The 3,956-nt window shown below is 41.1% G+C and carries 3 protein-coding genes and 1 tRNA gene; 1 reads left to right on the forward strand and 3 read right to left on the reverse strand.

Features of this window, described 5'->3' with window-relative positions:
• Positions 1-121: 121 nt before the first annotated feature.
• From U9O96_08095 to U9O96_08105, 3 genes are all read right to left on the reverse strand, one after another.
• Positions 122-195, reverse strand: a tRNA-Arg gene (locus U9O96_08095).
• A gap of 8 nt (positions 196-203) precedes the next feature.
• A complete protein-coding gene (cgi121, locus tag U9O96_08100) occupies positions 204-725 on the reverse strand; it encodes a KEOPS complex subunit Cgi121 (GenBank protein MEA2055045.1) in 522 nt (173 codons plus the stop codon).
• A 1-nt stretch (position 726) separates the two neighbouring features.
• A complete protein-coding gene (locus U9O96_08105; protein MEA2055046.1) occupies positions 727-2,835 on the reverse strand; it encodes a DEAD/DEAH box helicase in 2,109 nt (702 codons plus the stop codon).
• Positions 2,836-3,661: 826 nt separating this feature from the next.
• Here U9O96_08105 and U9O96_08110 point away from each other — a divergent pair.
• Positions 3,662-3,856 (forward strand): SAM-dependent chlorinase/fluorinase, encoded by a 195-nt coding sequence (locus U9O96_08110; protein MEA2055047.1) that lies wholly within the window; start codon positions 3,662-3,664, stop codon positions 3,854-3,856.
• The last annotated feature ends 100 nt before the right edge of the window (positions 3,857-3,956 follow it).

Below are 3,956 nucleotides of genomic sequence, written 5' to 3' on the forward strand. Positions count from 1 at the left end.
TTCCAGACGATCCAAAATATTCCGAGAAAGAGACCATTCACCTGTTCTCGACTACAGGAGTGAAATAGGGGGGTGTTGTGAGGGTTCTGGAAATGAAAAAAAGCCCCTAAAAGTAAAAAAATGCCCGAATCGGGATTTGAACCCGAGTCTGAGCCTCCGCAGGGCTCTAGGATATCCAAGCTACCCTATCCGGGCTTTTTGTTCTATTTTATGACGTCTACCATTGCCACTTTTTCGAGAATCAGGTCGCCATACATAGATTTATCGACTGTTTCCAGTTCTTTCTTGCCTATTCCAAATTTTTTGAGAAATTCATCATTGCCATTTATAACAGTGTTATCAATTTCCACCCCAAGATTTTTTATGAAATCCTCAATGCCTTTTACCTCTCCGTTATAATCTGCAATCCCTGTTTTCCCGGCAGATACAAAAACGAATTTCTCTCCATCTTTTATGCCCATGACATCAATAGCATCTTTTATCTGCCTTTTCCCTGAAGCATATAGCAAAATTTCCATATCAAGCGTGTTGCATGAATTTGTTTTATTTTTGAAAGCCCTGACCGCATGCTCAACAGCAGAGACGACATGCTCCTTACTGTATATCATTTCCGCATCCATTATCTGGCATGCTATTTTGTTTTCCTTTCCAAAGTATTTTATTTTTTTTATGAGTTCTTCCCTGTATTTTATTTTGTCTCTGCATCCAATAACTTTAATATTCATTTTATTCAATCTGTTTTTTTATGCTTTTTGCAATGCCTTTTCCTATATGGGGCACCATTGCAAGCCTTTCAATGCTTGTTTTCCTTAAATCATTTACGCTCTTGAACCCTGCCTTATACAATGCTCTTGCTCTGACCCTCCCTATTCCACGAAGCTGCACAAGGTTTAGCAACCCATCCATGCACCCGTATCTCATGCGCATGATTAATGTCGTTAACGCAGGGACGGCATCAAAATTGAATATTCTTGCCAGTTCCTGCATTGCATGAAGAAGCCACTCAGCAGTCTCAACTTTATTGTGAATATCTCCCGGACCCACCTGATACTTTTTTATTATCCGATCTTCGCTAACTTCATTTATCCAATCTTCAAGCAGGCATGCAGTCTTCACCTCTGCCAGAAACCATTCGTAATCCGGGGAAATAAATGATGGTGCATCAAACAAAAATTTTTTTGTCTCCACCTTTTCCTCTACCCAGTCATCTTTCTTTGATACATAAATACATCTCATATCTGGGGTCGAGGAAATGGCATGCAGGTACGAAAACGGCTCAGCTTCCCTGCCTTCCAGTGCTTTCCTCATTTTAAGGGCCGACAAAGGGTCGATATACAAACTTGATGTTTTTCTGCCAAAAAGAGTCCCATCCCATCTGCCATCCTTTTTCATTACAAATTCGTTTTCCTCCAGAAATGCAAGGATATCCTCTATTTTGTCTTCTGGTAAAGCCCCTATCTGATGAGCATAAAACGTTTTTTTAAGAAAGCCAACAATCTCGTCCCATGTCACAGCAAAATTTGTCGATATCAATGATAGGATATGTATTCTCAGTGCGGGCTCGCTTCCAAGCTTTGAATAAATGGGTTCCACCTCTGCCATTAAATAATCGCGCATGAGCCTTTCTTTGTCCCTGCTGTTTTTTGCTATCAGTATGGCCTCTCCCACTGAATCATAACCGGGTCGTCCCGCTCTTCCCATTGCCTGCTTTACTTCCATGATGGGAATCGGCACCATGTACCCCTCTGCCTGCGAGTACCTCCATATATCTTTTATGATGACTCTCCTTGCCGGTGTATTTACGCCAGCAGCAAGCGTTGGTGTGGCAACTATACACTTCAATAATCCCTTTCTGAAGTAATCCTCTACTGTCTTTCTCTGGCTATTGCTCAGTCCGGCATGATGGAATGCAATGCCGCTCTCAATGCACTCTGCCAGCTTTTCTGCAATAATGTTTGTTTCCCCTCCAGAAAGAATGGAATTTTTTGCTTTCTTGAGTTCTTTTCTTTCCTTTTCCCTTATAAAGCATGCGACAACATCTTTCAGATTTTCGGCAGATGTCTGTGCTGAACGACGGCTGTTTACAAATATCAAAGCCTGCCCATTTTCCTGAAGAACATCGAGGACAAGGCTGCTCGTCCTTCCGCTTCCATCAACTTCCTTGATACTGTCGTCAAGAAAATAAATTTTATTTTTGTACAGCACACCCTCTTTAAGTGGCACGGGTCTCCACTCCGACTGTACAAGGTCAGCGTCCAGCCATTCCGCAATTCCCCCCGCATTCTTGATGGTTGCAGAAAGGGCTATTATCTGGAGGTTGGGATTCATTATGCGCAATCTGGAAAGCACCATCTCGAGTGTCGGCCCCCTCGAAAAGTCATTTATCAGGTGTATCTCGTCGGCAACAACGATTTCAACATCATCAATCCATCCGGCCCCGTGTCGTAGTAGGGAATCTGCCTTCTCAGATGTGCATATGACGATATCATTTTTTGCCAGATAAGTACTTTTATTGTCCAGATCACCCGTGGAAATACCTACCTTTATCCCCAGCTTTTTGAACGGCTGCAGGTCGTCCCACTTTTCTCTGGCAAGCGCCCTCAGGGGAACGATGTACATGCTCTTTTTTCCGTGAAGGGCAGCATTCAAAATTGCCAGGTATGCTACCAGGCTTTTGCCACTTGCAGTGGGAACAGAAAGAACAATGTTATTTCCTTCTATGACAGAGGGCAATGCTTCAGCCTGCGGCGGATATAATTCCGCTATTCCCTGCTCTTTGACCATATCTTTTATTTTTTTGTCCACGGGGACATCATCAATGTATTTCCACTCCACGTTTCTTTAATGGAGATAGAGCATAAAATGTTTTAGCATGTTTTTATGGCAATTTAATGCCCGATAAGTCCTTTTTAACCTCATTACTTGCATGGTGTGTGTCACACAGTACGCACGTTATACGGCGTTGCTATCTCTACGCATTATAACAGTTTTTTTTCTCTTTTTTTACAAAAATTGTTTCCTTTTCTTTTATTTATTTTCAAAATTTATGTATGGATCCCACGGGGCGTTAGGTGGAAAAACACTCGCAGAGACGGCAAATATAGATTTAGAACTTGGAAAAAACAAATGAGTGAGTCTCCTTTCAAAAACACACAAAATTTAGGCGGAAGTGGAAACATAAGGTCGAGCAAGCGCGCCCGCCCGCTCAACCCCTACATACATCCCTGTAACACAACTACAACAAAGTCTTTGCCAATGCCACGATGGCAGAAACGAGTCTTATGACCCGCTCCAAAACTACTAAGCGTGGCACTGATTGGGTTTTGTGTTTCATGGAAACACCTTCCTTATGCATAAACAGAAGGAATTTCTCCCAAACATACATAAGGGCACCCTGCTACGGATACCCGCTTTTATTTTATTTATTTGTTATGGATTTAAAAAATTTTTCATCACCCGAATTTCCTGACAGAGCCTGAATTTTCATAATTTGCATAAAAATCGTATCGAGAATTTACTATACATTTTGACGTTAGATAATTTCGCAATACTTTAAAAACCAAAACTGCTTTTATAGTATGTACTGCTTGGTGATAACCACATGCAAACTAGGGAATAAGAAATATGGTAGCTATTTAAAATGGATTAACGAGGTGATTAAATGATTATCACACTAACAACAGATATAGAGTGGAAATATGCTGCAGAAATGAAAGGAAGGATCCTTTCCATCAATCCAGACGCAAAAATTGTAGATATATCTCATCATATACTTCCGCAAAATGTAATGCAGGGCGCCTTTGTTTTATATTCAAAAGCCCCTTATTTCACAGTAGATGACCAGCAAAATTTTTAGAAAAATTTGAATGCTTCCCACGGTTTAGGAAACCGTAGGGATGGGACAATGAAAGCAAAATTAGTCAATCGATTTACCAAATCGGTTGTTGTAAAAAAAC

The organism is Candidatus Thermoplasmatota archaeon (assembly GCA_034660695.1).
Classification (GTDB): domain Archaea; phylum Thermoplasmatota; class E2; order UBA202; family DSCA01; genus JAYEJS01.